The sequence below is a fragment of the Streptomyces sp. M41(2017) genome, from assembly GCF_002078175.1.
GTDB lineage: Bacteria > Actinomycetota > Actinomycetes > Streptomycetales > Streptomycetaceae > Streptomyces.
In genome coordinates this window covers 2,326,331-2,348,662 of the sequence record NZ_MWFK01000001.1, presented here as the reverse complement: position 1 = coordinate 2,348,662, position 22,332 = coordinate 2,326,331, and the positions used below count along the sequence as shown (strand labels likewise).

Annotated in this window: 20 protein-coding genes and 1 tRNA gene; 10 read left to right on the top strand and 11 right to left on the bottom strand. The window is 71.3% G+C overall.

Annotated elements, in window-relative coordinates; all coding sequences use genetic code 11:
• Position 1: 1 nt before the first annotated feature.
• Both B0675_RS10355 and nth read right to left on the bottom strand, forming a co-directional pair.
• On the bottom strand, positions 2 to 715 hold the full coding sequence (locus B0675_RS10355) for a CoA pyrophosphatase (RefSeq protein ID WP_081218522.1): 714 nt from the start codon (positions 713 to 715) through the stop codon (positions 2 to 4).
• A gap of 52 nt (positions 716 to 767) precedes the next feature.
• Complete coding sequence (gene nth, locus B0675_RS10350) at positions 768 to 1,973, bottom strand: endonuclease III (protein ID WP_081218521.1); 1,206 nt, start codon at positions 1,971 to 1,973, stop codon at positions 768 to 770.
• 252 nt (positions 1,974 to 2,225) lie between these two features.
• Between nth and B0675_RS10345 the strand changes: the two genes are divergently transcribed.
• Positions 2,226 to 2,900 carry a Crp/Fnr family transcriptional regulator gene (locus tag B0675_RS10345; protein WP_016642758.1) on the top strand — a complete coding sequence of 225 codons (675 nt, stop codon included), beginning with the start codon at positions 2,226 to 2,228 and terminating at the stop codon, positions 2,898 to 2,900.
• Between the two features lie 70 nt (positions 2,901 to 2,970).
• Here the strand turns inward: B0675_RS10345 and B0675_RS10340 are convergent, their stop codons facing one another.
• The 4 genes from B0675_RS10340 to B0675_RS40505 form a co-directional block, all read right to left on the bottom strand.
• Positions 2,971 to 3,801: an MBL fold metallo-hydrolase gene (locus tag B0675_RS10340; protein ID WP_081218520.1), complete on the bottom strand. Its 831-nt coding sequence runs from the start codon at positions 3,799 to 3,801 to the stop codon at positions 2,971 to 2,973.
• Complete coding sequence (locus B0675_RS10335) at positions 3,798 to 4,667, bottom strand: NUDIX domain-containing protein (protein ID WP_081218519.1); 870 nt, start codon at positions 4,665 to 4,667, stop codon at positions 3,798 to 3,800. Before B0675_RS10335 ends, B0675_RS10340 begins: the two co-directional genes overlap by 4 nt.
• A 213-nt stretch (positions 4,668 to 4,880) precedes the next feature.
• Positions 4,881 to 5,351: a RidA family protein gene (locus B0675_RS10330; RefSeq protein ID WP_081218518.1), complete on the bottom strand. Its 471-nt coding sequence runs from the start codon at positions 5,349 to 5,351 to the stop codon at positions 4,881 to 4,883.
• Entirely contained in the window at positions 5,348 to 5,509 is a 162-nt protein-coding gene (locus B0675_RS40505) for a DUF4177 domain-containing protein (RefSeq protein ID WP_075033571.1), read from the bottom strand. Before B0675_RS40505 ends, B0675_RS10330 begins: the two co-directional genes overlap by 4 nt.
• Positions 5,510 to 5,649: 140 nt before the next feature.
• Here B0675_RS40505 and B0675_RS10325 point away from each other — a divergent pair, with 140 nt between their 5' ends.
• Positions 5,650 to 6,627 carry an ArsA-related P-loop ATPase gene (locus tag B0675_RS10325; protein WP_081218517.1) on the top strand — a complete coding sequence of 326 codons (978 nt, stop codon included), beginning with the start codon at positions 5,650 to 5,652 and terminating at the stop codon, positions 6,625 to 6,627.
• Positions 6,624 to 8,012, top strand: coding sequence for an ArsA family ATPase (locus tag B0675_RS10320; RefSeq protein WP_081218516.1), 1,389 nt, complete (start codon positions 6,624 to 6,626; stop codon positions 8,010 to 8,012). The genes B0675_RS10325 and B0675_RS10320 overlap by 4 nt, the downstream gene beginning before the upstream one ends.
• A gap of 387 nt (positions 8,013 to 8,399) precedes the next feature.
• Here the strand turns inward: B0675_RS10320 and wblA are convergent, their stop codons facing one another.
• Complete coding sequence (wblA, locus tag B0675_RS10315) at positions 8,400 to 8,738, bottom strand: transcriptional regulator WblA (RefSeq protein WP_028799159.1); 339 nt, start codon at positions 8,736 to 8,738, stop codon at positions 8,400 to 8,402.
• Positions 8,739 to 9,144: 406 nt separating this feature from the next.
• Between wblA and B0675_RS10305 the strand changes: the two genes are divergently transcribed.
• Positions 9,145 to 11,466 (top strand): transglycosylase domain-containing protein, encoded by a 2,322-nt coding sequence (locus B0675_RS10305; protein WP_081218515.1) that lies wholly within the window; start codon positions 9,145 to 9,147, stop codon positions 11,464 to 11,466.
• A 249-nt stretch (positions 11,467 to 11,715) separates the two neighbouring features.
• On the opposite strand, the gene B0675_RS10300 is transcribed toward B0675_RS10305, so the two are convergent.
• The gene (locus B0675_RS10300) at positions 11,716 to 12,180 is read right to left on the bottom strand and encodes a GatB/YqeY domain-containing protein (protein WP_081218514.1); all 465 of its coding nucleotides are present in this window, start codon (positions 12,178 to 12,180) and stop codon (positions 11,716 to 11,718) included.
• A 157-nt stretch (positions 12,181 to 12,337) separates the two neighbouring features.
• Between B0675_RS10300 and B0675_RS10295 the strand changes: the two genes are divergently transcribed.
• The 3 genes from B0675_RS10295 to B0675_RS10285 all read left to right on the top strand — a co-directional run bounded on the left by B0675_RS10295 (position 12,338) and on the right by B0675_RS10285 (position 14,486).
• Positions 12,338 to 13,264: a metallophosphoesterase gene (locus B0675_RS10295; RefSeq protein WP_081218513.1), complete on the top strand. Its 927-nt coding sequence runs from the start codon at positions 12,338 to 12,340 to the stop codon at positions 13,262 to 13,264.
• A 319-nt stretch (positions 13,265 to 13,583) separates the two neighbouring features.
• Positions 13,584 to 14,384 carry a Pr6Pr family membrane protein gene (locus B0675_RS10290; protein ID WP_107482599.1) on the top strand — a complete coding sequence of 267 codons (801 nt, stop codon included), beginning with the start codon at positions 13,584 to 13,586 and terminating at the stop codon, positions 14,382 to 14,384.
• Positions 14,385 to 14,412: 28 nt separating this feature from the next.
• A tRNA-Pro gene (locus B0675_RS10285) sits at positions 14,413 to 14,486 on the top strand.
• 115 nt (positions 14,487 to 14,601) lie between these two features.
• Here B0675_RS10285 and B0675_RS10280 read toward each other — a convergent pair.
• Together B0675_RS10280 and B0675_RS10275 are read right to left on the bottom strand one after the other, a co-directional pair.
• On the bottom strand, positions 14,602 to 15,264 hold the full coding sequence (locus tag B0675_RS10280) for a nuclease-related domain-containing protein (protein WP_241539745.1): 663 nt from the start codon (positions 15,262 to 15,264) through the stop codon (positions 14,602 to 14,604).
• A 712-nt stretch (positions 15,265 to 15,976) separates the two neighbouring features.
• On the bottom strand, positions 15,977 to 16,450 hold the full coding sequence (locus tag B0675_RS10275; RefSeq protein ID WP_081218512.1) for a carboxymuconolactone decarboxylase family protein: 474 nt from the start codon (positions 16,448 to 16,450) through the stop codon (positions 15,977 to 15,979).
• A 244-nt stretch (positions 16,451 to 16,694) separates the two neighbouring features.
• Between B0675_RS10275 and B0675_RS10270 the strand changes: the two genes are divergently transcribed.
• Positions 16,695 to 18,698, top strand: coding sequence for an NAD-binding protein (locus B0675_RS10270; protein ID WP_081221704.1), 2,004 nt, complete (start codon positions 16,695 to 16,697; stop codon positions 18,696 to 18,698).
• Between the two features lie 220 nt (positions 18,699 to 18,918).
• Here the strand turns inward: B0675_RS10270 and B0675_RS10265 are convergent, their stop codons facing one another.
• Complete coding sequence (locus tag B0675_RS10265) at positions 18,919 to 20,748, bottom strand: prolyl oligopeptidase family serine peptidase (RefSeq protein ID WP_081218511.1); 1,830 nt, start codon at positions 20,746 to 20,748, stop codon at positions 18,919 to 18,921.
• A 172-nt stretch (positions 20,749 to 20,920) separates the two neighbouring features.
• Between B0675_RS10265 and B0675_RS10260 the strand changes: the two genes are divergently transcribed.
• Positions 20,921 to 21,295 (top strand): nuclear transport factor 2 family protein, encoded by a 375-nt coding sequence (locus tag B0675_RS10260; protein WP_081218510.1) that lies wholly within the window; start codon positions 20,921 to 20,923, stop codon positions 21,293 to 21,295.
• A gap of 49 nt (positions 21,296 to 21,344) precedes the next feature.
• On the top strand, positions 21,345 to 22,265 hold the full coding sequence (locus B0675_RS10255; RefSeq protein WP_081218509.1) for an SURF1 family protein: 921 nt from the start codon (positions 21,345 to 21,347) through the stop codon (positions 22,263 to 22,265).
• Positions 22,266 to 22,332 lie beyond the last annotated feature (67 nt).

The following is a 22,332-nucleotide window of genomic DNA, read 5'->3' as shown; positions in this document are numbered from 1 at the left end:
GTCATGCGCGCCAGTCGAGCGGGACCTGCTTCTCGCGGTCCCACGGGCGCTCCCAGCCCGCGTAGTGCAGGATCTTGTCGATCACTCCGGCCGTGAAGCCCCAGACCAGGGCCGATTCGACCAGAAATGCGGGGCCTCGGTGTCCGCTGGGGTGCACGGTGGTCGCACGGTTGGCCGGGTCCGTGAGATCCGCCACGGGGACCGTGAAGACGCGGGCCGTCTCGCCCGGGTCGACGACTCCGACCGGCGTCGGCCGGCGCCACCATCCGAGCACCGGAGTCACCACGAAGTGGCTCACCGGGATGTAGAGCTTGGGCAGGACGCCGAAGAGCTGGACACCGCTCGGGTCGAGGCCCGTCTCCTCCTCCGCCTCGCGCAGGGCGGCGCGCAACGGGCCCTCGCCCGCCGGGTCGCCGTCCTCGGGGTCGAGGGCGCCGCCGGGGAACGACGGCTGCCCGGCGTGCGATCTGAGGGTGCCGGCGCGCTCCATGAGGAGCAGCTCCGGGCCGCGCGCGCCCTCGCCGAACAGGATGAGCACGGCGGACTGGCGCCCCGTGCCGTTCGTCGGCGGCAGGAAGCGGCTCAGCTGGAGCGGTTCGACCGTCTCCGCGGCGTGCGCGACCGGATCCAGCCAGTCGGGCAGCCCGTCCCTGGAGACCTGCACCTGTCCGCCCTGCGTGTTGCTCGCGTCCCGTGTGTTGCCCGTGCGCGTCATCGCCACCCCCGTTCTGCTGTTCCCAACGCCCGCCGGGGCCGTGTTCGTTCCGTCATCCGGCGCCCAGTGGGGGTGCGGGGATGCCTCCCGCGTCCAGATAGGACTGCGGGGGGTCGAGCCGCTGGCCGGGGAAGCCGCCCTTCTCGTACTTCAGGAGCTTCCTGGCCTTCTCCGGATCGGTCTCGCCCTCCCCGTACGCCGGGCAGAGCGGGGCGATGGGGCAGGCGCCGCAGGCCGGCTTGCGAGCATGGCAGATGCGGCGTCCGTGGAAGATCACGTGGTGCGACAGCATCGTCCACTCGCTCTTCGGGAAGAGCGCGCCGACGGCCGCCTCGATCTTGTCCGGCTCGGTCTGCTCGGTCCACTTCCAGCGCCGCACCAGCCGCTGGAAGTGGGTGTCCACCGTGATGCCGGGTCGCCCGAACGCGTTGCCGAGCACCACGAAGGCTGTCTTGCGGCCCACTCCGGGCAGCTTGACGAGGTCTTCGAGGCGTCCGGGCACCTCGCCCCCGAAGTCGTCCCGGAGGGCCTTGGAGAGCCCTATGACCGACTTGGTCTTGGCCCGGAAGAACCCGGTCGGGCGCAGGATCTCCTCGACCTCCTCGACGTTGGCCTCGGCGAGGTCCTCGGGGGTCGGGTACTTGGCGAAGAGCGCCGGGGTCGTCTGGTTCACCCGGAGGTCGGTGGTCTGCGCGGACAGCACCGTGGCCACGATCAGCTGGAAGGGGTTCTGGAAGTCCAGCTCCGGGTGGGCGTACGGATACACCTCGGCGAGCTCGCGGTTGATCCTGCGCGCCCGGCGGACGAGAGCGGTGTGCGACTCGTCGCGCGGCGGCTCGGCGACGGCGGCCTGGCCGGGCGGGGCCTTCTTCACGGCGGTCTGTTTGGCCGCGGTCTTCACGGGCGCCGACTTCTTGGCCGCGGCCTTCGCGGGCGCCGTCTTCTTGGCCGCGGCCTTCGCGGGCGCCGACTTCTTGGCCGCGGCTTTGGCGGGCGCGGCCTTCTTGGCTACGGCCTTCTTGGCGGCGGCCGCCGGAGACGCGGCCTTCTTGCCGGTGGCGCTCCGCGCGGGAGCGGCCTTCCCGGAGACATCCTCCACAGGAGCACCCTTCTTGGAGACCGCCTTCTTGGAGGCCGCCTTGGTGGCCGTCACCTTCTTGACGGCCTCTTTCGCCGGTGTCGAGCCTGCCGCTTTTGTCGGCTCTTTGGTTCCGTCGGGGACCTGTTCGCCCACAGCGGAATCGCGACGTACAACCATCCGCCCAGCCCCCTTGGCCTGTGCTCTCACCGGCGATTTGGACACCCGGCCAGCCTAGAGCCCGGCACCGACATCCGCCCCGGACCCTGAAGATCGGCCCCCAATTGGCCCCCTGCCGCACTCGTTGGGACGCCAGTGCGGCAGACTTGTGACTGATCACACTGTTTGGACCGTCCGGCAAGATGGGGAACACGGTCCCCTGGTACCAAGGGGGAACAAGATCCCCTGAGCAGGTCGACAAGGAGAGAACTCGTGGACGACGTTCTGCGGCGCGCCCCGCTCTTCGCGGCGCTCGATGACGAGCAGGCCGCGGAGCTCCGCGCCTCCATGAGTGAGGTGACGCTCGCGCGCGGCGATGCTCTCTTCCATGAAGGGGACCCCGGAGACCGCCTGTACGTGGTCACCGAGGGCAAGGTGAAGCTGCATCGCACCTCCCCCGACGGACGCGAGAACATGCTGGCCGTTCTCGGCCCCGGTGAGCTGATCGGCGAGCTGTCGCTGTTCGACCCGGGCCCGCGTACGGCGACCGCCAGCGCCCTCACCGAGGTCAAGCTGCTCGGCCTCGGCCACGGCGACCTCCAGCCCTGGCTCAACGCACGCCCCGAGGTGGCCGCCGCCCTGCTGCGCGCTGTCGCCCGGCGTCTGCGCAAGACCAACGACCAGATGTCCGACCTGGTCTTCTCGGACGTGCCCGGCCGTGTCGCACGCGCCCTCCTCGACCTCTCGCGCCGCTTCGGCGTGCAGTCGGAAGAGGGCATCCACGTGGTGCACGACCTCACGCAGGAGGAGTTGGCCCAGTTGGTCGGCGCCTCCCGGGAGACCGTCAACAAGGCGCTCGCCGACTTCGCGGGCCGTGGCTGGCTCCGTCTGGAGGCCCGCGCGGTGATCCTGCTCGACGTCGAGCGGCTCGCCAAGCGCTCGCGCTGACACCTTCGCCCGTACGCCGACGGGGCCCGGTCTCCTCCCGAGACCGGGCCCCGTCGGCGTCGGTGCCGCTCTAGATGAGCCCGTGCTCGCGCAGGTACTCCATCTGCGCCCGGACCGAGAGTTCGGCGGCGGGCCACAGGGACCGGTCGACGTCCGCGTAGACGTGCGCGACGACCGCCTCCGGGGAGCGGTGGCCGTCCTCGACCGCCGTCTCCACCTGGGCGAGCCGGTGGGCTCGGTGGGCGAGATAGAACTCGACCGCTCCCTGCGCGTCCTCCAGCACGGGCCCGTGCCCGGGCAGCACGGTGTGGACGCCGTCGTCGACCGTGAGGGACCGCAGCCGGCGCAGCGAGTCGAGATAGTCGCCCAGGCGGCCGTCGGGATGGGCCACCAGGGTCGTCCCGCGGCCCAGGACGGTGTCCCCGGTCAGCACGGCCTGATCGGCCGGGAGATGGAAGCACAGCGAGTCGGCGGTGTGCCCCGGGGTGGCGACGACGACGAGTTCGAGCCCGCCGAGGCCGATCACGTCGCCCGCCGCGAGCCCCTCGTCGCCCAGCCGCAGCGCCGGATCCAGCGCCCGCACCTTCGTGCCGGTGAGTTCGGCGAACCGTCCCGCGCCCTCGGCGTGGTCGGGGTGCCCGTGCGTCAGGAGGGTCAGCGCGACGCGCTTGCCGGCCTTCTCGGCCGTGTCCAGCACGTTCCGCAGGTGACCGTCGTCCAGAGGCCCCGGGTCGATGACCACCGCGAGCTCGGAGTCCGGCTCGGACACGATCCACGTGTTCGTGCCGTCCAGGGTCATCGCGGAGGCGTTGGGGGCGAGGACGTTCACCGCGCGCGCGGTGGCGGAGCCCGAGAGGACGCCACCTCGGGGCTGACCGGGGAGGGCGGCTGCGTCGGTCATGCGGAGGCTCCGCCCGTCGGGATGTGCTTGGTGAACTCGTCGTGCCCGGGCCACGAGAGGACGACCTCGCCGTCCTCCAGACGCGCCTCGGCCAGGACGGGGGTCATGTCGCGGGCCGCCGCCGCGGCGAGGGCGTCGGCGGCGCTCCCCCGGTCGACGACACCCCGCAGCGTCGCGATGGTGGGCGGCATCATCAGCAGCTCGCCCTTGTCGTAGCCGGCGGCGGCGTCGGCGGGGCGGATCCACACGGTCCGGTCGGCCTCCGTGGAGGCGTTGCGCGTGCGCTGGCCCTCCGGGAGGACGGCCACGAAGAACCAGGTGTCGTAACGACGGGACTCGAACTCGGGGGTGATCCATCGGGCCCACGCCCCGAGCAGGTCCGAGCGGAGCACGAGGCCCCTGCGGTCGAGGAACTCGGCGAAGGACAGGTCCCGGGCGACCAGGGCGGCCCGGTCCGCCTCCCAGTCGTCACCAGTGGTGTCCCCGACCACGGAGTCCGGGCTCGGGCCGGCGAGCAGGACGCCCGCCTCCTCGTAGGTCTCCCGTACGGCCGCGCAGACGATGGCCTGGGCCGAGGTCTCGTCCACGCCGAGGCGTTCGGCCCACCACGCGCGCGTGGGGCCCGCCCAGCGGACCTGCTGGTCGTCGTCGCGGGGGTCGACACCGCCGCCCGGATACGCGTACGCGCCTCCGGCGAAGGCCATGGAGGCGCGTCTGCGCAGCATGTGCACCACAGGGCCGCTCTGGCTGTCCTTGACCAGGATCACGGTGGCCGCGCGCCGGGGTGTGACCGGCGTCAGCGTGCCCTCGGTGAGAGCCCGGATCCGATCCGGCCACTCCGCCGGAAACCACTGCCCATTCCCCATGGCCGGAGGCTATCCCGAGCCGGGCGGATGTTCGAGACCCCACCGCCCCACAAGCGGTTTCTCGCCGCTGCCGCCCCTGCCCGACCCCACCCGGGGCACCGCCCCGGACCCGCTCCTCGAACGCCGGAAAGGGGCTGATTCCTCAGCCCCTCCGGCGTCCGGCGGAAGGGGCCACACCGAAGTCACAAGCGCGCCCGCGCCCCGCCCGAAGGACTACGCGTGCGTGAGCTCGACCTGGATCTCGACCTCGACCGGCGCGTCCAGCGGCAGCACGGCCACCCCGACCGCGCTCCGGGCGTGGACGCCCTTGTCGCCGAGCACCGCGCCCAGCAGCTCACTCGCGCCGTTCAGCACGCCCGGCTGCCCGGTGAAGTCCGCCGCGGAGGCGACGAAGCCCACGACCTTCACGACCCGCGCGATGCGGTCCAGGTCGCCCGCGACCGACTTCACGGCCGCCAGGGCGTTCAGCGCGCACGTCCGGGCCAGCTCCTTGGCCTCCTCGGCCGTGACCTCGGCGCCCACCTTCCCGGTGACCGGAAGCTTCCCGTCCACCATCGGAAGCTGGCCGGCGGTGTACACGTACACGCCGGACTGCACGGCGGGCTGGTAGGCCGCCAGCGGCGGGACCACCCCGGGCAGCGTCAGGCCGAGCTCGGCGAGCTTCGCCTCGACCGCCCCGCTCATGCGGACTTCTCGCGCTTCAGATAGGCCACCAGCTGCTCGGGGTTGTTCGGCCCGGGCACGACCTGGACGAGCTCCCAGCCGTCCTCGCCCCAGGTGTCCAGAATCTGCTTCGTGGCATGGACGAGCAGCGGCACGGTTGCGTATTCCCACTTGGTCATACGGCCGACTGTAGCCGCTGCCGAGGACCACCCACCGCCCCCGGGCGACCCACCGCATCCGGCCACATCGACCCGTCCCGCGCGCAGCTTGTCCACAGCCTCCTGCTTACTCCGGCCGCGGACTGGTTAGGCTCGAATACGTGAGCAGGCTCCAGGTCGTCAGCGGCAAGGGCGGTACCGGCAAGACCACGGTGGCCGCAGCCCTAGCGCTCGCCCTCGCGACAGAGGGCAAGCGCACCCTCGTCGTCGAGGTCGAGGGCAGACAGGGCATCGCACAGCTCTTCGAGACGGAGGCGCTGCCCTACGAAGAGCGGAAGATCGCCGTCGCTCCGGGCGGCGGGGAGGTGTACGCCCTCGCCATCGACGCGGAACTGGCGCTGCTGGACTACCTCCAGATGTTCTACAAACTGGGCGGCGCCGGCCGGGCCCTCAAGAAGCTCGGCGCGATCGACTTCGCGACCACCATCGCGCCCGGTGTGCGGGACGTCCTCCTCACCGGCAAGGCCTGCGAGGCGGTGCGGCGCAAGGAGAAGAGCGGCCGCTTCACGTACGACTACGTGGTGATGGACGCGCCCCCGACGGGCCGCATCACCCGCTTCCTGAACGTGAACGACGAGGTCGCCGGTCTCGCGAAGATCGGCCCGATACACAATCAGGCCCAGGCCGTCATGCGCGTCCTCAAGTCGCCGGAGACGGCGGTCCACCTGGTGACGCTGCTGGAGGAGATGCCCGTACAGGAGACCGCGGACGGGATCGCGGAGCTGCGCGCCGCGAAGCTCCCCGTCGGCCGGATCGTCATGAACATGGTGCGCCCGGCGCTCCTGGACGACACCGACCTGGCCCTCGTGGAGACCGCGCCGCGGACGGCGATCGCCAAGTCGCTCTCGGCGGCGGGCCTCGGCGGCGCGCGCCGCGGCGGACTGGCCGAGCGGCTGGTGGACCCCCTGCTCGAACAGGCGGAGGAGTACGCCGAGCGGCACGCCCTGGAGACCGAGCAGCGGAGCGTGCTGGCCGAGCAGGGCCTGCCCCTGCACGAACTGCCGCTGCTCGCCGAGGGCATGGACCTGGCCGGTCTGTACGAACTGGCCGCACAGCTGCGGAAGCAAGGGATGTCATGAGTCTGGACCCCGCTCGTGTCCTCGACCTCGACCCGCTGCTCGACGACCCGAAGACCCGCATCGTGGTGTGCTGCGGCTCGGGCGGCGTCGGCAAGACGACCACGGCGGCGGCTCTCGGGCTGCGCGCCGCGGAGCGCGGCCGCAAGGTCGTCGTCCTCACCATCGACCCCGCGCGCCGGCTGGCGCAGTCCATGGGCATCGACTCGCTCGACAACACCCCGCGCCGGGTGAAGGGCGTCGAGGGCAGCGGCGAGTTGCACGCGATGATGCTCGACATGAAGCGGACGTTCGACGAGATCGTCGAGGCGCACGCGGACGGCGAGCGCGCGGCCGCCATCCTCAACAACCCCTTCTACCAGTCACTTTCGGCGGGCTTCGCGGGCACGCAGGAGTACATGGCGATGGAGAAACTGGGCCAGCTGCGGGCCCGGGACGAGTGGGACCTGATCGTGGTCGACACGCCGCCGTCCCGCTCCGCACTGGACTTCCTGGACGCCCCGAAGCGGCTCGGTTCCTTCCTGGACGGGCGGCTGATCCGGCTGCTGACGGCGCCGGCGAAGCTGGGCGGCCGGGCGGGCATGAAGTTCCTGAACGTCGGGATGTCGATGATGACCGGCACCCTGGGCAAGCTCCTCGGGGGCCAACTCCTGAAGGACGTCCAGACGTTCGTGTCCGCGATGGACACCACGTTCGGCGGTTTCCGCACGCGCGCGGACGCCACGTACAAGCTGCTCCAGGCGCCCGGCACCGCCTTCCTCGTGGTGGCGGCCCCGGAGCGGGACGCGTTGCGGGAGGCGGCGTACTTCGTCCAGCGGCTGGCCGCCGAGGACATGCCGTTCGCAGGGCTGGTACTCAACCGCGTGCACGGGAGCGGGGCGGCCCGGCTGTCCGCCGAGCGGGCGCTCTCCGCCGCGGAGGATCTTGATTCGGCCGCGGCGGAGGACGAGGAATCCGCCATCGCGGAAAATCTTGCCGACGCCCGCATTGTCGATCAGGGGGACGGGAAAGCTGGTCTTCGTAACTCTCCCGACACGTACGGCAGTTCAGATTCCACGGCTTCCGAGACAGCGGCTCCTGACGAAGGCTCCCCCGACGCCCCGCCCAGGACGGCCACCACGGACACCACCCCCGACAGCGACGGTTCCGCCGCCACGGACCCCGAGCGCTCCGTCGACCAGCTCACGGCAGGTCTGCTGAGGCTGCACGCCGAGCGCATGCAGCTGCTCTCCCGCGAGCAGCGCACGCGTGACCGCTTCGCCGCGCGCCATCCCGAGGTCGCGGTGGCGGAAGTGGCGGCGCTGCCCGGCGATGTACACGATCTGGCCGGACTGCGGGACATCGGGAACCGGCTCGCGGCGCACAAGCCGGAGCTGCCCGAGAGCTGAGCGGCGGACGGCAGCGGCGAACGGCACCCTGTTCGCCCTCAGGGCGCCCGGAGTTCGTCGCCCGACGTCCTCGCCCCACCCTTGGCGCCGCGGCCCCCCGGTGAGGCTGCGGACAACCGGACGGACATCCATCAGCCCGATCCGCACGGCACACCGCGTCCGTCGGCACCGCCCGTCGGGCGTGCCTCAGTGACACGGGAGGCGACGGACGGCATCCCACCCGCGCGCGCCCCGATGTTCCCCCCGGACACGTCGTCCCGGCTCGGCACCGCGATCACCCCGGCACCACGGCCGGCTCGGACACCCCGGCTTCTCAGCCGTGGCGACGTCCTGTGCCTGCGGGGCGCCTCGGGGTCCGGTCGCCGGGCGGGCGACCGTGAACGGCTCTCAGCCCACCGCCGCGTAGCGCTCGTACACCTCTTCCTCGTCCAGAGGGAGCAGGCCCGCCCCGCGCTCGTACTCGGTACGCGCGGTCTCCAGCAGGCGACGCCACGAGGTGACCGTCGGCCGGCGGCGCAGCAAAGCACGGCGCTCCCGCTCGGTCATGCCACCCCACACGCCGAATTCGACGCGATTGTCGAGCGCATCGGCGAGGCACTCCGTGCGTACCGGACATCCGGTGCACACTGCCTTGGCCCTGTTCTGCGCTGCTCCTTGAACGAACAGTTCATCCGGATCGGTAGTGCGGCAGGCCGCCTGCGCACTCCAGTCGGTTACCCAGCCCATACCGGCGCCGTCCTCTCCCGAATCGAGGCTCCCCCACGGCGGCAGCGGCATATTCACCGCCGCCAGTTGAGGACGTTACGGAAGGTGGGCACAGCGCAACACCCCCTTCGGGCCCAATCTTGAATGGCCCGAACGGACTATGCGTAAGCGGCAGATCACCCGGGGGAGTGAGCTGAGGACATGCGTGATGATCCCGGCAAACCGGGACAGTTCAGTTGAGTCACAACGGACGCCGGGTGACACACAAGGCTGATTCGGACACGCCCTCCACAACAATCGTGGACCGTCCGGAACGATTCGGGGTCGCCGGACGTATTGATACGTAGCCGCACTGCTGTGACAGTTGAGAGCAGCTTAGGCCAAGGCATATACGCGTGTCCGGCGAATGAGAACGTAGGCTGCCCTCATGCCAAAGAAGCGCTCGGGCGGTGGTCTGTCCCCTACGCAGCAGGCCGCCAAGTTCCTCGGTGTCAGCGTGCTCGCGGGCGCCGTCATGGCCGGAATCGCCCTGCCCGCCGCCGGCGCGCTCGGCCTCGCGGCCAAGGGTTCGGTCCAGGGATTCGACGACATTCCGGACAACCTGAAGAGTCCCGCGCTGAGCCAGCGGACGACGATCCTGGACAGCAAGGGCGGTCAGATCGCGACGGTGTACTCGCGCGACCGCACGGTGGTCGACCTCAAGGACATGTCGCCGTACATGCAGAAGGCGATCGTCGCGATCGAGGACTCGCGCTTCTACCAGCACGGCGCGGTCGACCTGAAGGGCATCCTGCGCGCGGTCAACCAGAACGCGCAGAACGGCGGAGTGGCCCAGGGCGCCTCCACCCTGACCCAGCAGCTGGTGAAGAACTACTTCGTGGAGGAGGCCGGTGACGACCCGACGAAGGTCGCGCAGGCCACCCAGCAGACCATCGGCCGCAAGATCCGCGAGCTGAAGTACGCGATCCAGCTGGAAGAGAAGCTGGGCAAGAAGAAGATCCTCGAGAACTACCTGAACATCACGTTCTTCGGCGAGCAGGCCTACGGGGTCGAGGCCGCCGCCCAGCGCTACTTCTCCAAGCACGCCAAGGACCTGAACCTCCAGGAGTCGGCGCTCCTCGCGGGCATCGTCCAGTCGCCCAGCCGGTACGACCCGGTGAACGACGAGGAGGAGGCCACCAAGCGCCGCAACACCGTCCTGCAGCGCATGGCCGAGGTGCACGACATCTCCCAGCAGGAGGCCGACAAGGCCAAGGCGGCCAAGCTCGGGCTGCACGTCAGCCAGCCGAAGAACGGCTGCATCACGGCGGTCGCGGGCGCCAGCTTCTTCTGCAAGTACGTGGAGAACGTCTTCAAGAGCGACCCGGTCTTCGGCAAGACGCGGGAGGCCCGCGCCAAGCTCTGGAACCAGGGCGGTCTGACGATCCGTACGACGCTCGACCCGCAGGCCCAGGAGTCGATCCAGACCTCGATAAAGGATCACGTCAACAAGTCCGACAAGGTCGCGGCGGCGGGCACCCTGGTGGAGCCCGGCACCGGCAAGATCCTCGGAATGGGCCAGTCGAAGCCGTACGGCTACGGGAAGAACGAGACCGAGTACAACTACTCGGTGAACTACGGCATGGGCGGCTCGAACTACGGCTTCCCGACCGGTTCGACGTTCAAGCCCTTCGTGGCCGCGGCGGCACTGGAGCAGGGCAAGCCGGCGACGCAGCAGTACTCGTCGCCGAACAAGATGCCGTACCCCAGCCCCGTGCAGACCTGCAGCAGCAAGCCCTGGACGAACCAGTCGAACGAGATCGTCCCGAACGAGAGCGCCTCCGAGGTCGGTCCCTACCGGCTGAAGGAGGCGATGGCGAAGTCGGTCAACACCTACTTCGTGCAGATGATCTCCGACATCGGCCTCTGCCCGGTGATCAACCAGATCGACAAGCTTGGCGTCGTGCAGGGCAACGGCGACAAGCTCCCCCAGGTGCCGTCCATCGCCCTGGGCGCCAAGGGCATCTCGCCGCTCACGATGGCCACGGCGTACGCCGCCTTCGCGTCCCGCGGCATGTACTGCACGCCGATCGCCATCGAGTCGATCAGCCAGCAGGTCGGCGAGCGCGAGAAGTCCATCGAAGTGCCCAAGTCGACGTGCTCGCGGGCCATGTCGGAGAAGACCGCGGACACGGTCAGCACCCTGCTGAGCGGCGTGATCGACTCCGGTACGGGCCAGCAGGCCGGCCTCACGGACCGCGCCAACGCCGGTAAGACCGGTACCACCGACGAGCGCAAGAACGCCTGGTTCGTCGGCTACACGCCGAACCTGTCGGGCGCCGTCTGGGTCGGCAGCGCCTCCCAGCGGGTCCACATGGTGGGCATCTCGATCGGCGGCGTCTACCACGACAAGGTCTACGGCGGTGAGGTCCCCGGACCGATCTGGCGGGACCTGATGACGGGCGCGCTGGTCGGCAAGGACGCCCCTCCCTTCAACAAGGTCGACATCCCCGACCTCGACAAGGACAAGAACCGCGACAAGGGCCGCGACGACGACGGCAACGGCGACCAGAACGGCAATCCGGGCGGCACCGTCAACGGCGCCACCACCCTCGGAAACACCATCAGCGGCCAGAACGACGGGGGCGGCGGGACGTTCCCGACGCCTTCCTTCTCCATCCCCGAGGGATTCATCCAGGGGAACAGCAACAGCGGTACCGGGAACGGCGGAAACGGCAACGGCGGCAATGGGGACGGCGGCCAGCGCTGACCCGTAGGCCCCGGCGTTCCGGCGTTCCGACGTCGGTCATGGAAAAGGGCACCTTCGTGGCGGAGGAAGCGGCACACGCGCTTCCCGCTTCGCCTCGAAGGTGCCCTTTCCGCTGCCCTGCCGACGTGCTGGCACGTCACGCACCGCGCGCCGCACGGAGCCCACGATCCACGGGCCCACGACTCGCAAACTCGTCACTCGTCGCTCTTGCGGGACGAGGACCCCGCGACGGTGCGGCCCGGCCGCGGATCAGCCCGCGAGCTGCTGCTTCACGATGGCGGCGACACGTCCGCCCTCGGCCTGACCGGCCACCTTCGGGTTCACGATCTTCATGACCTGGCCCATGGCACGCGGCCCCTCGGCGCCCGCCGACTTCGCCTCCTCGACCGCCTGCGCGACGATCTGCTGGAGCTCCTCGTCGGACAGCTGCTTGGGCAGGTACGCGGCGAGAACCTCGCCCTCCGCCCGCTCCCGCTCGGCCGACTCGGCACGCCCGCCCTGCGCGAAGGCCTCGGCAGCCTCACGGCGCTTCTTGGCCTCGCGCGTGATCACCTTCTGCACTTCGTCGTCGGAGAGCTCGCGCTTGGTCTTGCCCGCGACCTCCTCGTTGGTGATCGCGGAGAGGGTGAGCCGGAGCGTCGAGGAGCGCAGCTCGTCGCGCCCCTTGATCGCGGCGTTGAGGTCTTCCTGCAACTTCGACTTGAGCGTGGTCATGCCGCCAAGTGTCGCAGGTGCGGTGAGGTGGCCGCCCGTTGATTTCGCAGCGTGCCCGCCGGTCCCCCAACGCCCTCCCGGCAGAAGCCACGCGCTTTCGTACGGGGTTGTCCACAGGGGGGCACGCGGACTTGGCGGGGTCTGACACGATGGACGTATGCGCGCGCGATACGGAGTACCCCTGGGAATCACGGCGGTGGGCGCCGCCGGTCTGCTCTACTCGGCAGGGTTCGAGGCCCGTTCCTTCCGCCTCCGGCGGGTGACGGTCCCGGTCCTGCCGCCGGGCATGCGACCGCTGCGCGTCCTGCAGGTCTCCGACATCCACATGGTCGGCGGGCAGCGCAAGAAGCAGCGCTGGCTGCGTTCCCTGGCCGGCCTGCGGCCCGACTTCGTGATCAACACCGGGGACAACCTCTCGGACCCGGAGGGCGTGCCCGAGGTCCTGGACGCGCTGGGCCCCCTGATGGAGTTCCCGGGGGCGTACGTCTTCGGTTCGAACGACTACTACGGCCCCAAACTCCGCAACCCCGCCCGGTACTTGTTCGAGAAAGCCCAGGGCCGTCACGGACTGAACGGCAACAAACCCGCGGTGAGCGCCATCCACAACCCGTGGGAGGACCTGCGGGACGGCTTCGACACCGCGGGCTGGCTCAACCTGACGAACACCCGGGGCACCCTGAAGATAGAGGGCTCGGAGATCGAGCTGACGGGCCTCGACGACCCGCACATCAAGCGCGACCGGTACGCACGCGTGGCCGGCGGCCCGTCCGAGTCCGCCGACTTCTCGATGGGCGTCGTGCACGCCCCGTACCTGCGCACCCTGGACGCGTTCACCGCCGACGGCTATCCCCTGGTCCTGGCGGGCCACACCCACGGCGGCCAGCTCTGCCTCCCCTTCTACGGCGCCTTCGTGACCAACTGCGACCTGGACACGGACCGCGTCAAGGGCCTCTCCACGCACACGGCGGAGGGCCGGACCTCCTACATGCACGTCTCAGCGGGCTGCGGCACGAACCGCTACACCCCGGTCCGCTTCGCGTGCCCGCCGGAGGCTTCGCTGCTCACCTTGGTGGCCCGCCAGTAGGAAGCACGGGCGACGCGGAACGGGATCGCTCCCCGTCCCGCCGGGGCATCTTCGGAGGACGCCCCGGCGATCCCGCACCGGACCACGGACGCCACGGGCAGCGGCCACCACCCCCTCGTACTGGATCCCGCCCCGCTGTACCGGACCCCGCTCCCCTGTACTGGAGCCCACCCCGCGCTCGGTCCCTCCGGGTCGCTCCCTCCGTGCCACTCCGCGCTCGGCCCCTCCGGGTCGCTCCCTCCGTGCCGCTCCACTCCGACGACACCCACTCGCCGCATCCCATATCGCCCGATTCGACCGATCCGCTTAGCGTGGGGCCATGATCACCCCCATGCCCCGGGACATACCCGATCTCCCCGCGATACCGGGTATCTCCCCGCCGATCGTCTCCTTCGTCCCGGCGACGGCGGTCGTCACGCCCACGCGCCGCCCGTTCACGGCGGTCTTCCGCATCCTGGTGGCGCTCGCGGCGGCGGCGGGCGTGGCCATCGACGTGAAGCTGGGCAGTCCGGTCCGGGTGCTGAGCTACTTCACCATCCAGACGAACGTGCTGGTCGCGCTGGTCTTCGCGGCATCGGCCCGCCGGGCCTGGTCGGCCCGGCGCCCCCTGCCCGGGGTGCTGACGGGCGGCACGCTGATCTACATCTCGATCACGGGCCTGGTGTACCACCTGCTCCTGGCGAACGAGTCGAGCCCGTTCTCCATGACCGGAGGCGTCGACACGCTCTCCGGCTGGCATGCGGTGGCCAACCATCTCCTGCACACGGTGACCCCGATCGCCGTGGTCCTCGACTGGCTCCTGCTGACACGACCGGCCCCGCTGGCGTTCCGGAACGCGGTGACCTGGCTGCTCTACCCGCTCGCCTACCTGGTCTTCTCCCTGGCCCGCGGGGCGGCGATCGCGCCGGGAAACCCGGTCCGCTACCTGTACCCCTTCGTCGACGCGGAGCGCCACGGCTACGCGGGCGTCCTCGGCAACACCGCCATCCTCGGCGTCGCCTTCTACGCCCTGGCCCTGCTCATCGTCGCGGTCGACCACGTCCGCCCGGACCCGGTCCGACGCCGCGTACGAGGCCTCGAAAACCGGATTTCGTCTCCGGGCACCAGTGGGCTAAAGTAAACGACGTCGCCGCGAGAGCAGCGACGATCGGGGTGTAGCGCAGCTTGGCAGCGCGCTTCGTTCGGGACGAAGAGGTCGTGGGTTCAAATCCCGCCACCCCGACAGGTAGATCACCAGAAGGACCCCATGTGAGTACAGGGGGTCCTTCTGCTTTTGCGGGCACTCCCGGGAGAAATCCTGGGGCGGATCTTGGGATACCCGTCCCCGTCCCCCTCCATCAAGCCTCCAGCCAGGTCCTCCGGTGGCGGGCGACGCTGTGGATGTGTGTGACCTGGGCCGGGGTCCAGACGCCGGTCAAGGGGGCCAGGGAGGAGACCTCGCGTTCTCTGTAGACCCTCACCCGGAGCTGGGTCGCTTCGACCTCCAGGTCGGTGATGCCGACGAAGACGAGGACCGGGTCGACCGGGACGGTGAAGCCGCAGTAGTGGCCGAGGACGCGTTGGACCCGCTCCGCTTCGGATCGGCTCCTGCGGGCGTACGGCCGGGGGTCCCCGTTGTCGACCTTCACGGCGTCGTCGCCGACCCAGACCGGCTTTCCCGGGTGGTTCTTGGTGTTGATGCTGAAGACTCCGCCGGGCCCGATCAGGAGATGGTCGAGGTCCACGTCCCCGGGCAACGGGATGGAGTGCAGGACGTGCCAACCGTGCCGGCGCAGCCGGTCGAGTTCGGCGCCGACGCGGCGTTCGCCCCCCGCGCCCTTGCGCCACGACTCCCCGTCGGCCGGGCGGCCGAGTATGCGGGCCAGGGCCCGTGCGACGGGACCCGCCGAGCCCTCGTCGATCCTCGGCCGGAGTGCCGTACCGGGCGCGTTCTCCGCCAGGTCGTCCAGTGGGGTCAGGGGTGGGAGGAGGGGAGTCAGGGGTGGGTGGAGCGGGGCCATCGGAGTCGTAGGGCTCGTAGGGCTCGTAGGGCTCGTGGGGGCCATGAGGTGGGGCGTCGCCGCCGCCTTCTCCACCGGTGCTGCCTCCGGTGTCGGAGCGTTGCGCAGCCCGTTCTGGCGACCGCGGAAGTCCGGCACCGTCCGGCGGGACGGCGTGCCCCCGTGCGACGGCGACCCTTCGGGGAACGGTGCGCCCCCGCGGGACAGCACTCCCCCACGGAACGGTGACTCCGCACGCGACGGTTCCCCCTCGGAGGACGGCCCGCCCCTGTGGGACGACGCTCCCTCACGGAGGGGTGCCCCGGTGTGCGAGGGGGCTTCCGTTGCCGGTGAGTCCGGCCTGTTTCCCGGCAGGTGCGGTGCGAGGACGGACGTCACCGGGCCCAGATAGTCCGTGAGCAGGACGGTGATCGTGCCCGTCGTGCGGTCGGCCCAGCCTGCCGCCGTGCCGTCGGGAAGATTGGCGTAGAGACGGTCGTGTCCGAACCGATTCCATCGAACGACGGTGAGCTGAAGCATGGTTGCCCCCTCTGGCCTCGTCGGTGCCGATGTCGACATGGCAGCAGCGCGGGGAGGACGCGCACAAGGGCGCGCTGGGGGCGGGCGGTTCCCCGTCCGGGGACCCGGTCGTGCGGGCGGGAGGAGAAAGTACTGGCAGAGGCCCCGTCGCACGATGGCGACCGGGCCCCCGCCGTGCCCCCCGTGGGCCCCCTCAGGCGAACTGCCCCGGCCGGTAACCGCCCGCCGGCTGCTGGATCATGACGTTGCCCCGGTTGAAGGCGTTGATGAGGGAGATGACGCAGACCAGAGTGGCGAGTTGCTCCTCGTCGTAGTACTTGGCGGCGTTCGCCCAGCACTCGTCGGTGACGCCGCCCGCCGCGTCGGCGATGCGGGTGGCCTGTTCCGTCAGCTCCAGGGCCGCGCGCTCGGCGTCGGTGAACACCGTGGCCTCCCGCCAGGCGGCGACCAGGTTGAGGCGTACCGACGTCTCGCCGGCGTGCTCGGCGTCCTTGGTGTGCATGTCGGTGCAGAAACCGCAGCCGTTGATCTGGCTGGCGCGGAGCTTCACCAGTTCCTGCGTCGCGGCCGGCAGGGTCGAGTCGGCGAGCACCTTGCCCGCCGCGTTGAGGTGCTTCCCGAACTTCGCGGCGACCGGGCTGGCGAAGAGGTTCAGACGGGCTTCCATGGCTTCTCCTATGTCACGTGTGCCGCACATGCGGTGGCCTCCCGTGGTGCTTCAACCCCTTGGACGGGACGGACCGCGTCCGTTGTGACATCACCGCCTGTGACCCGCGTCTCGTCCCGGCGGACCGAGCGGCGACGGGCGGGTCTCATCCGGCACTGGAACCGCCCGCGCCCGTGCGGCAGTCTTCTCTCCCGTGGTGAACCTTCCGTCTCCGAGCGCCTCGCCCGACACCGCCGCCGCTCACATGGTGGTGGCCGGTGACGGCGCCCTGGCGCACCGGCTGGCCGCCGAGTTGCGCGGGGTCTACGGCGAACAGGTCACCCTCGTCGTACCGCCCGCGCAGCGGAGCGTGCGACCGCCGGTGGTCGGGCGGACACGGGCCACCGCGCTGTTCGACCGCGTCTCCGCTGCCGTCAACCGGGCCTCCGGGTCCGGGAACGGGAACGGCAGTGGGGCGACCGGAGGGAACGGGGGCGGGGACGGCACCGCCCCCGCGAGTGCGCGCGTCGGCGAGCCGCCGGGTTCCGAACGGGTCGTGGAAGCCGCGGAGTCGACCGAGGACGTGCTCGGCGACGCCGGGGTCGAGCGGGCCGCCGCGCTGGCGCTCGTGTACGACGACGACGAGACCAACATCCGTGCCGCCCTCACCGCCCGACGGCTCAACCCGCGGATCCGGCTCGTCCTGCGGCTCTACAACCGGCGCCTCGGACAGCACATCGAGGCCCTCCTCGACCAGGCCTCCGCCCTCGCCGGCGCCCCGCTCCGCGCCGGGGCACAGGGGCCCGGCACCTCAGGAGACCCCGCCGATCCCGGCGACCCGGGCCGTGACGTGTACGACGCGTCCACCACCGTCCTGTCCGACGCCGACACCGCCGCCCCCGCGCTGGCCGCCACCGCCGTGGCCGGCACCAGCAAGGTCGTCCAGACCGACGGGCTGATGCTCCGCGCGGTCGAGCGGCCACCGCCGGCCCCCGGCGAGGTCGCCGATCCCGGCCTGTGCACCCTCGCCCTGCTGTCCGCGACGGCCAACGACCCGGCCGGCGCCGACGGTTCGGAGGGCAGCGGATCCCAGGGACCTCAACTGCTGCCCGACGAAGGAGCGGTGGCCGGCGCCACCGGGCGCGGCACCGTCGTCCTGGAGAACGTCTCGTACGCCGGTCCCGAACTGTCCTCGGGTCGCGGCGTCGTCCCGTCCTTCGGTTCGCTGCTCTCGCGGCGGCTGCGCTGGTCGTTCGCCGGACTCGTCGCGTGCGTGGTCGGGCTCGCCGTCGCCTCGATGCTGGTCACCGGCGAGAAACCCCTCCAGGCGACGTATCTGACGCTGCTCGATCTGTTCGCCATCAACGACCCGGCCATAGGTGAGCCACTGGGGCGCCAGATCCTCCAACTCTGCTCCGGCATGGTCGGGTTGCTGCTCCTGCCGGTACTGCTGGCCGCCGTGCTGGAGGCGCTCGGTACGTTCCGCAGCGGGTCCGCGCTGCGCAAGCCGCCGCGCGGTCTGTCCGGGCACGTGGTGCTGCTCGGCGTCGGCAAGATCGGCACCCGCGTGCTGGCCCGGCTGCGGGAGCTGCACATCCCGGTGGTGTGCGTCGAGGCCGATCCGGAGGCACGTGGGCTGGCACTCGCCCGGCGACTGCGTGTGCCGGTCGTGCTGGGCGACGTGACGCAGGAAGGGGTGCTGGAGGCGGCCAAGATCCGCCGGGCCCACGCGCTGCTGGCCCTCACCAGCGCGGACACCACGAACCTGGAGGCCGTGCTGTACGCCCGCAGCGTGCAGCCCGATCTGCGCGTCGTCCTGCGGCTGTACGACGACGACTTCGCGACCGCCGTGTACCGCACCCTGCGGGCCGCGCATCCCGGCGCGCTCACCCGCAGTCGCAGCGTGTCCCATCTGGCCGCGCCGGCGTTCGCCGGGGCGATGATGGGCCGGCAGATCCTCGGGGCGATTCCGGTCGAGCGGCGCGTGCTGCTGTTCGCCGCGATCGACGTGGGCGGCCATCCGCAGTTGGAGGGGCGCACGGTGGGTGAGGCCTTCCGGGCCGGGTCGTGGCGGGTGCTCGCCCTCGACACCGCGCCCCGGGGACAGCGCCGGGCGGCTTCGGCGGCCTCCTCGCGCGGCCCCAGTCTGGTGTGGGACCTGCCCGCCACCTACGTCCTGAAGCCCGAGGACCGTGTGGTCCTCGCGGCGACCCGACGCGGCCTCGCGGAGTTGCTCGGACGGCGTCCCCGGCGGCGGGCCGGGTCGTAGCCGGGGTGCCCCTGGGGGGGGCGTGGCCGGGTCACCCTGGGCAGGCCGTAGCCGAGCCGTAGCCGAGCCGTAGCCGAGCCGCCCAGGGCATAGCCGTAGCCATAGTCATCGCCATGCCTCAGCCAGAGGCACCCGGCACCCGGCACCCGGCACCAGGCACCAGGCACCAGGCACCAGGCACAGCTACAGCTACAGCGGCGAGGTACAGCTACCGCTCCGCCTACTTCCCCAAGTACCGCTCCGCGAAGTCCAGTTCCAGGCGGACCTGCTTGATGCGTTCGTCGACGACCAGGGAGCCGTGGCCCGCGTCGTAGCGGTAGACCTCGTGCGGGGCTTCGCGGGCGGCGAGGCGGGTGACGTAGTTGTCGATCTGGCGGATGGGACAGCGGGGGTCGTTCACGCCGGCCGAGATGTAGACGGGGGCCTTCACCGCGTCGACGTAGGTCAGCGGGGAGGACGCCTCGAAGCGCTCGGGGACCTCCTCCGGGGTGCCGCCGAGCAGCGTGCGGTCCATCGCCTTCAGTGCCTCCATCTCGTCGTGGTACGCCGTGACGTAGTCGGCGACCGGGACGGCGGCGATACCGAGCGTCCACGCGTCGGGCTGCGTGCCGAGGCCGAGGAGGGTGAGGTAGCCGCCCCAGGAACCGCCGGTGAGGATCAGCCGCTCGGGGTCGGCCAGACCGGATTCCACCGCCCAGGCGCGGACCGCCTCGATGTCCTCCAGCTCGATGAGGCCGACGCGGTGCTTGAGCGCGTCCGTCCAGGCGCGGCCGTAGCCCGTGGAGCCGCGGTAGTTGACCCGGACCACCGCATAGCCGTGGTCGACCCAGGCTGCCGGGCCCGCCGCGAACGAGTCGCTGTCGTGCCAGGTCGGACCGCCGTGGATGTCGAAGACGGTGGGGAGCGGACCGGTGGTGCCGGCCGGCTTCTGGATCAGGGCGTGGATGCGGCCGCCGGGCCCCTCGACCCAGACGTCCTCCACGGGGACCGACCCCGGGGACTTCAGGCCGGGCGGGTCCAGGACGACCGCGCCGGTCGTGGAGCGGACCACCGACGGCTCGGCCGCCGAGGACCACAGGTACTCCACGGTGCCGTCGGGGCGTGCCGTCGCCCCCGAGACCGTGCCCGGCGGGGTCGGGACCTCGGTCAGCTCGCCCGTGGCGAGGTCGTACCGCCAGAGGTCGCTGCGGGCCTCGAAGCTGTGGGCGACGAGGAGGGCCGAGCCGTCCGGATACCACTCGGCGGCGACGTCACCGGGGAGGTCGAGCGCCAGGTCCGTCTGCTCGCCGGTCGCCACGTCCCACACCAGGGGCTCCCAGCGGCCCCGTCGCTGATGTCCGATGAGCAGCCGGCTGTCCCCGTCCACCGGGGCGAAGCCCAGCACTTCGAGCCCCAGCTCGACGGTGCCGTCCTCGGTGTCGTCGAGCTCGGCGACGGCGGAGCCGTCCGGGCGCAGCACCCGCAGCGCGGAGTGCATCGCGTCGCCGTGCTCGGTGTGCTCGATCGCGATCAGCGAGCCGTCGTGCGCGAGGTCGCCGACTCCGGCCGACTCGCGGTGCCGGTAGATCTCCACCGGGGACTCGCCTGCGCGCGCGAGGTGGATCGTCGAACCGTCGTCGTCCGTCGAGCGTCCGACCACGGCCGTCCGTCCGTCGCGGCCGATGGCGAGGCCCGCGGGGTACGAGGCGTCGAGATCGGGGACGGCCGGTTCGTCGGTCTCGCCGTCGACCAGGGCGGCCTCGAAGGGGCGGCGGCGCCAGATGCCGAACTCGTCGCCGTCCTTGTCGTCGAACCACCAGATCCACGCGCCGTCGGGCGAGAGCACACCGTCCGTCGTGCCGTTCGCCCGGTGGGTGACCTGGCGCTGCTCCCCCGTCGCACGGTCCCACGCGTACAGCTCGTACGTCCCGGTCGCGTTCGAGACGAACAGGGAGCGGTGCGGGGCGTCCTCCGCCCAGTCCGGCAGCGACACCCGGGGTGCCCGGAAGCGCTTCTCCCAGTCGGGCATGTCGGCCTGCTGCTGCTCGGTGGACCTGCTGCTCTCAGTCATGGCCCCATAGTGCCTGGCCCGGGCCGCAGCGCGCCGACGGGATCCCCAGCCTGTGGACAACTCTCCCGCGGCCGAGCGCCACGCGTCCCGGCCCCGGACCGGACCGCGTCCGGCCGATGTCACGTCCCCGCAGGTCAGGTGCTGTGTCAGTGGCGGGATGCAGACTTCTGGCATGAGCGATCTGCGCACCACCGTCGAGAGCTACTGGGCCGCGGCCGACGCCCGGGACTGGGAGGCCTTCGCCGGCCTGCTCGCCGAGGACGTCGTCTACACCCTGCCCCAGACACGGGAGCGCATCAGCGGCAGAGAGCGCTACGTCGCGTTCAACCGCGAGTACCCGGGCGACTGGCACGCGCGGATCGAGCGGGTCGTGGCCGAGTCCGGTCACGCCGTCTCGTGGATCCGTCTCACCGTGGGCCCGGAGGAGATGCAGGCGGTCACGTTCTTCACCGCCGGCGAGGACGGCAGGATCACGACGGTCACGGACTTCTGGCCCGAGCCGTACGAGCCGCCGGCGGGCCGGGAGCGTCTCGTGGAGCGCTACTGAGCGGGCCCCACGGCCGAGTGCCGCGGGGCGGCACCGTACCGTGGACGATGTGTACCGGTTCCTGCTGACGCCCCGCTGGTGGGGGATCAACGTCTTCGTGCTGTTGGCCATCCCCTTCTGCATCTTCATGGGGTCATGGCAGTTGGGGCGCTTCGAGGACCGGGTGCAGGACCACCGGACGGCGGACAAGGCGGCCTCGGCGGCCGAGACGGACCCCGCCAGGCCGCTGGCCGGCATGTTGCCCGTCACGACGCAGACGTCAGGAAAGCAGACCCTCGCGACGGGCCGGTACGGCAAGCAGCTCCTCGTGCCCGACCGCGAACTGGACGGCAGGCAGGGCTTCTACGTCCTGACGCTGCTGCGTGTGGACGGCGGCAAGGCACTGCCCGTGGTCCGCGGCTGGCTGCCCGGTGCGGCCGACCCGGCGAAGGCCCCGGCCGCCCCCGGCGGCGAGGTCACCGTGACGGGCGCCCTGCAGGCCTCCGAGAGCCCCGGGTCGAACGGGGTCAGCACGGCCGGCGGACTTCCCTCGGGGCAGACCGCCGCGATCAGCGCCGCGTCCCTGGTGAACCTGGTGCCGTACACCCCGTACGACGCGTGGATCACCCTCGACAAGGCCGACGCCGGCATGAAGGCGGTGCCTCCGGCCGCCCCGCAGAACACGGGGCTCGACCTCAAGGCGTTCCAGAACCTCGGCTACACCGGCGAGTGGTTCGTCTTCGCGGGCTTCGTCGTCTTCATGTGGTTCCGGCTGCTGCGCCGCGAGGTCGAGTTCGCCCGCGACGCCGAGCTGGGCCTGTTCCCGGACGCCGGACCCGAGGAGGGCAACGCCCCCGGATCCGCGGCCGTCCCGGAGACGGGTGCCGGCGACACCGTCGGCGACGGCGAGGGCGACACCACGGTCGACCGCGACGGAGACGGTGCCCGTGACGAAGCCGCCGCCGACGCCACACCCTCCACCACCGCGTAGCGACCGCGCGGGCCCCGGAACGGGCCGCCGAGCCCGTCCCGCCGCCGCCGGCCCGTGAACGCGAAGG